General features: G+C 46.4%; 2 protein-coding genes. Both read left to right on the top strand.

The features are described 5' to 3' along the window. A partial coding sequence (locus K0T92_RS24360; RefSeq protein WP_281423192.1) for an RHS repeat domain-containing protein occupies positions 1 to 3,179 on the top strand: 3,179 nt, incomplete at its 5' end. A 23-nt stretch (positions 3,180 to 3,202) separates the two neighbouring features. Beyond that, positions 3,203 to 4,132 carry a WG repeat-containing protein gene (locus K0T92_RS24355; RefSeq protein ID WP_219875228.1) on the top strand — a complete coding sequence of 310 codons (930 nt, stop codon included), beginning with the start codon at positions 3,203 to 3,205 and terminating at the stop codon, positions 4,130 to 4,132. Positions 4,133 to 4,284: the final 152 nt, after the last annotated feature.

Genomic DNA, 4,284 nt, shown 5'->3' with positions numbered 1-4,284 from the left:
ATGAGACGCGCCGGTTGACCACACCTACGGTCACGACCAGCACGTTCACGAAAGCAGGCAGCAGTACAGCCCCAACGATTAATCGGGCGACCTATGATGATTATGGCAATGTGCTGTCCCAGACCAATGCCATGAATGTGGCGACCACCTATACGTACAACTCGACGACTCGTCTGCTTGCTTCCGTATTGGAGAAGGTCGATGTGAACCAGACCCGGCTTACCAGCTATGTCCGGAACGACAAGGGCAAGATTACCGAAATCATCGTCACCAACCAGAATGGAACCAAGCTGGCCCATTCCAAATATGAACAAATCGATGCTTACGGCAATGTGGGCAAAGCAACCGTGCTCGACGATGTGCTGAACACCGAATATTACACCACGTACGGCTATTCAGGCGCTTTCCCGACGCAGCAATCCATCCTTGTGACCGATGCGGATGGACAATCCAGCACGATCGTGAACCAATTGGACTACGATCCCACAACGGGACGTGTCAAATCCTTCACGGACGGCAAGAACAATACGACCACCTACGTTTACGACAAGCTCGGCAGGCTCAAAACCATTACCCATCCCGACCAGTCCTCGATGTCTGCGGTTTATGATGATATAGCCAATCAAGTGACGGTAACGGATGAGACCGGTGTAACGGGTATTCAGAAGTGGGATGCACTGGGGCATAAGATGGAAGAAGGCATTATAGATGGCTCCTACCGCGTTCTGAAGCAGTATGGTTATGATGCACTAGGCAGATTGATCTGGGAACAGAACGGTAGCGGTCACCGAACCCAGTATCAGTATGACGGGTGGAACCGGGGTATTCAGACCATGCTTCCGAACGGGACTTTTTCCACGACCCAATATGACGAGTTGAGCCGAACAATGACCAGTACCGATCCTGAAGGCGTACAATCCCGATCCACAGCGGATATACTGGGCAGGGAAATAGTGTCACGGCTCAATAAAGGAGCCGGATTTCAGACGGTAGGTTCGGTGCGGTATGATGATATGGGGAATGTTATTGGCCGTTCCGATGCTCAGTATACGACAAGATACCAGTATGATGCCTTAGGGCGTTTGACAGGCGTAACCGATCCCAAGAATGACACGACAAGCTATGCGTATTCCTTGGCTGGCCATTTGAAGGAGATCCGTTATCCGGATGCGAATACGACGCAGAAGCGCTATGACCAGTTGGGAAGACTGATCAAACAGACGGATGCCATGGGTCAGGTCGAGAAGAGCTTCTATGATGCGAACAGCAATGTTGTAAGAACGGTGGATCAGAAAGGCCAGACATTCATCTTCCAATATAACAATCGCAATCGGCTGACCCTGAAATCCAGCCCGAACGATTCCGTGGGGTATACCTATGATCTCGCCGGACGGCGGAAAACGATGACCGACCCTACGGGTACGACATCCTACGCCTACAAGAACACGACCGGGGAATTAAGAGAGGTCACCTTCCCGGATCTGAAGAAAATTTCGTACACCTACAATAGCCTGGGCCTTCGGGAAACGATGACCGATCCATTCGGCTATCTGAATGTATATACCTATGACAATATGAACCGATTAAAGACCGTCGGGCCTTCCTTGACGACATTTGATGCCGAATATGACTACTACAATAACAGCCTGTTGAAGGAAATCAGGCAGCTGAACGGGAATAAAAGTACGTATACCTATGATGGTTATGCGGTGGATTCACTGATTCACAAGAAAGCCAATAACGTAGAGATTAATTCTTTCAACTACGATTATGACGGAAACGGGAATTTGACGAACCAATCTTTGAGTTTGAACGGGCAAAGCAACAATTATAGTTACAGCTACGATCCCTTGAACCGAATCGCCACGTCGTCCCAGTTCAATGAGACGTATGCTTACAATAACCGGGGCAACCGTTTGTCCCTGCAGAGTGATAAGGCACCAGAAATCCCTGCGGGAGAGACGAACTACACGTATGATGCGTGGAATCGATTAACGCAGGTTGCCAAGCCTGGAGGCGGACAAGTAAGCTATAGGTATAATGGTGACGGACTGCTTTATGAACGGACAGAGAACAGCACGACTGTCCGCTATTACTATGACGGCGATCAGGTAGTGGCAGAAGGAATTGTCGCCAGTGGCGGCGTTACGATGAAGGCGCAGTACATTCGGGGCAAAGGATTGATTGCTCGCAAGGATGCGAACGGGAAGAACTACTACCTGCACAATGGCCATGGCGATGTGATCGAGCTTCGGGACAGCACGGGCAATACAAGTGTGAATCGGTACACGTATGATCTGTGGGGCAATCCGCTCACGACGACCGAAAGTGTATCGAACCCATTCCGCTATTCCGGGGAAATGTGGGATCAGAGCGCGGGCCTGCAATATTTGCGCGCAAGATGGTATGACCCAAGCATGGGACGGTTTATTAGCAAGGATACGTATGAGGGGCAGATTGATAATCCGCTGACGATGAATTTGTATACGTATGTATATAACAACCCGCTTCGCTATACAGATCCTAGCGGACATATGGGCTACGAGCAGCTTAATGATCTTTCAGAAGAACTAAATACAGGGGAAACTAGGCTAATTGAAGCGGCAGAGGAAGTAATGAACTCAGTAGGAGAGAATATTAGTCTGGGCTTCCACCAAGTTGCTCAACTAGTATTGGCTGCGAAGTTGTATGAAGAAACAGGGAGACATGCAGTTTTGGAATATAAAGTCGGAAGCTACAGGGCCGATGTTGTACTTGATGGGCAAGTGTGGGAGATTAAGCCGTTTAGTGGTCAGGACCCGCTACCTCAACTGGCACTTTATGAGCAGGAGGGGGATTTAGTAGCCGGTAGGATTGTTGGTAATCAACAAGTGGATAGAAATGGGACCCCTTATGGTACAGTAGCTAGAGATGAGACGATTGCGAAATTCGGTAAATCCGAGTTCAAAATGAGTGTTTACTCATACTCGGGCGGTGTTGTTAAATATTCGGTGTATTATGACAATGACAATAAACGAAAATCCTTTGATAATATCGCCCAAGCGGCATCCTATTATAAGGAAGTAAGAAAATCTGCATTAAATTATTCTAACTTGCCTGCGCCAGATTTTATTCCTGGTCCTGGGGGAGCAGCTAGATTACCAGGAGTAATAATAAAAATTATTAGGGCAGTCATCTAATTCATATAGACGAGGTGAGAAGGATGTTTCCGATACATGAGAATGGAGTTTGGGGATATATTGACCAAGTAGGAAATATAGTTGTATCTCCACAGTTTGATAATGCTTACTACGGTAGCGAGGGGTTATTTGGAGTTAAGAAAAATGGCAAAGAAGGTTTTTTATCCATTGAAAATGATAATATCCCTATAAAATATGATGCTGTAGGAGAGTTTCACGAAGGTTATTGTCCAATGAAGATCGATAATCTGTGGGGAGCCATTAATAAGAGGAATGAAGTTATTATTCCACCAGTTTATACACGTGTCTGGCATTTTTCAGAAGGATGGGTGCAGGCTAAAACAATCGAAGGTGTCATTCAGTTCTTGGATACAGAAGGGGTTGTGCGGCTTCAGTTCACGGATGTCAGTGTCGGGCATTTTTCACACGGGCTAGCTTTTTTTACGGATAAAAAGACGCAACGTGACGGCTACATTAATAAAGAAGGAGAATTGGTTATCTCCTCAACATTATTTAGTTCAGGTTATCAGTTTGCCGAGGGGCTGGCCCCTGCGCGGCATTACTCCGCCAACAAGCAGTGCGTTATTAACACAAGCGGTGACATTGTTATCGAACCTGTTTATGACTCGATTGGTTTTTTTTCGGAGGGACTATGTACCTTTCAACGGAATGGGAAGACAGGGTATCTCAATAAAACGGGTGATGTCGTCATTCCACCGCTTTTTGATTACGCCTCAAAATTTCACGAAGGAACAGCCTATGTTGTTGTGGAGGAACAGTATGGGATCATTAACAAACTTGGTGAATATATTATTGAACCGAAATATACGAAATATACGGGAAGCGATACCCAATCCGCCAAACAGAAGTTAATTAGATTTCGATTGGGGAAAAAGCACATCTATGTGGATCGGCACACGGGAGACGAGATTTTTCAGTTCGACTACCTATAAGCCTTCATGAACAATTCAAAAGATGGATGGTACAGATGAAAAGTGAATAATGACTTACCACTTTCCACATGTGAGCTAATACTCCATGTGGTTTCTTTTTTATCGCAAACAGTAATGTTTTTAGAACGGTGGATCAGAAAGGCTAGCCATTT

Source organism: Paenibacillus oenotherae (assembly GCF_019443105.1).
GTDB classification, from domain to species: domain Bacteria; phylum Bacillota; class Bacilli; order Paenibacillales; family Paenibacillaceae; genus Paenibacillus_Z; species Paenibacillus_Z oenotherae.
This window is presented reverse-complemented; position numbering and strand designations above follow the sequence as displayed.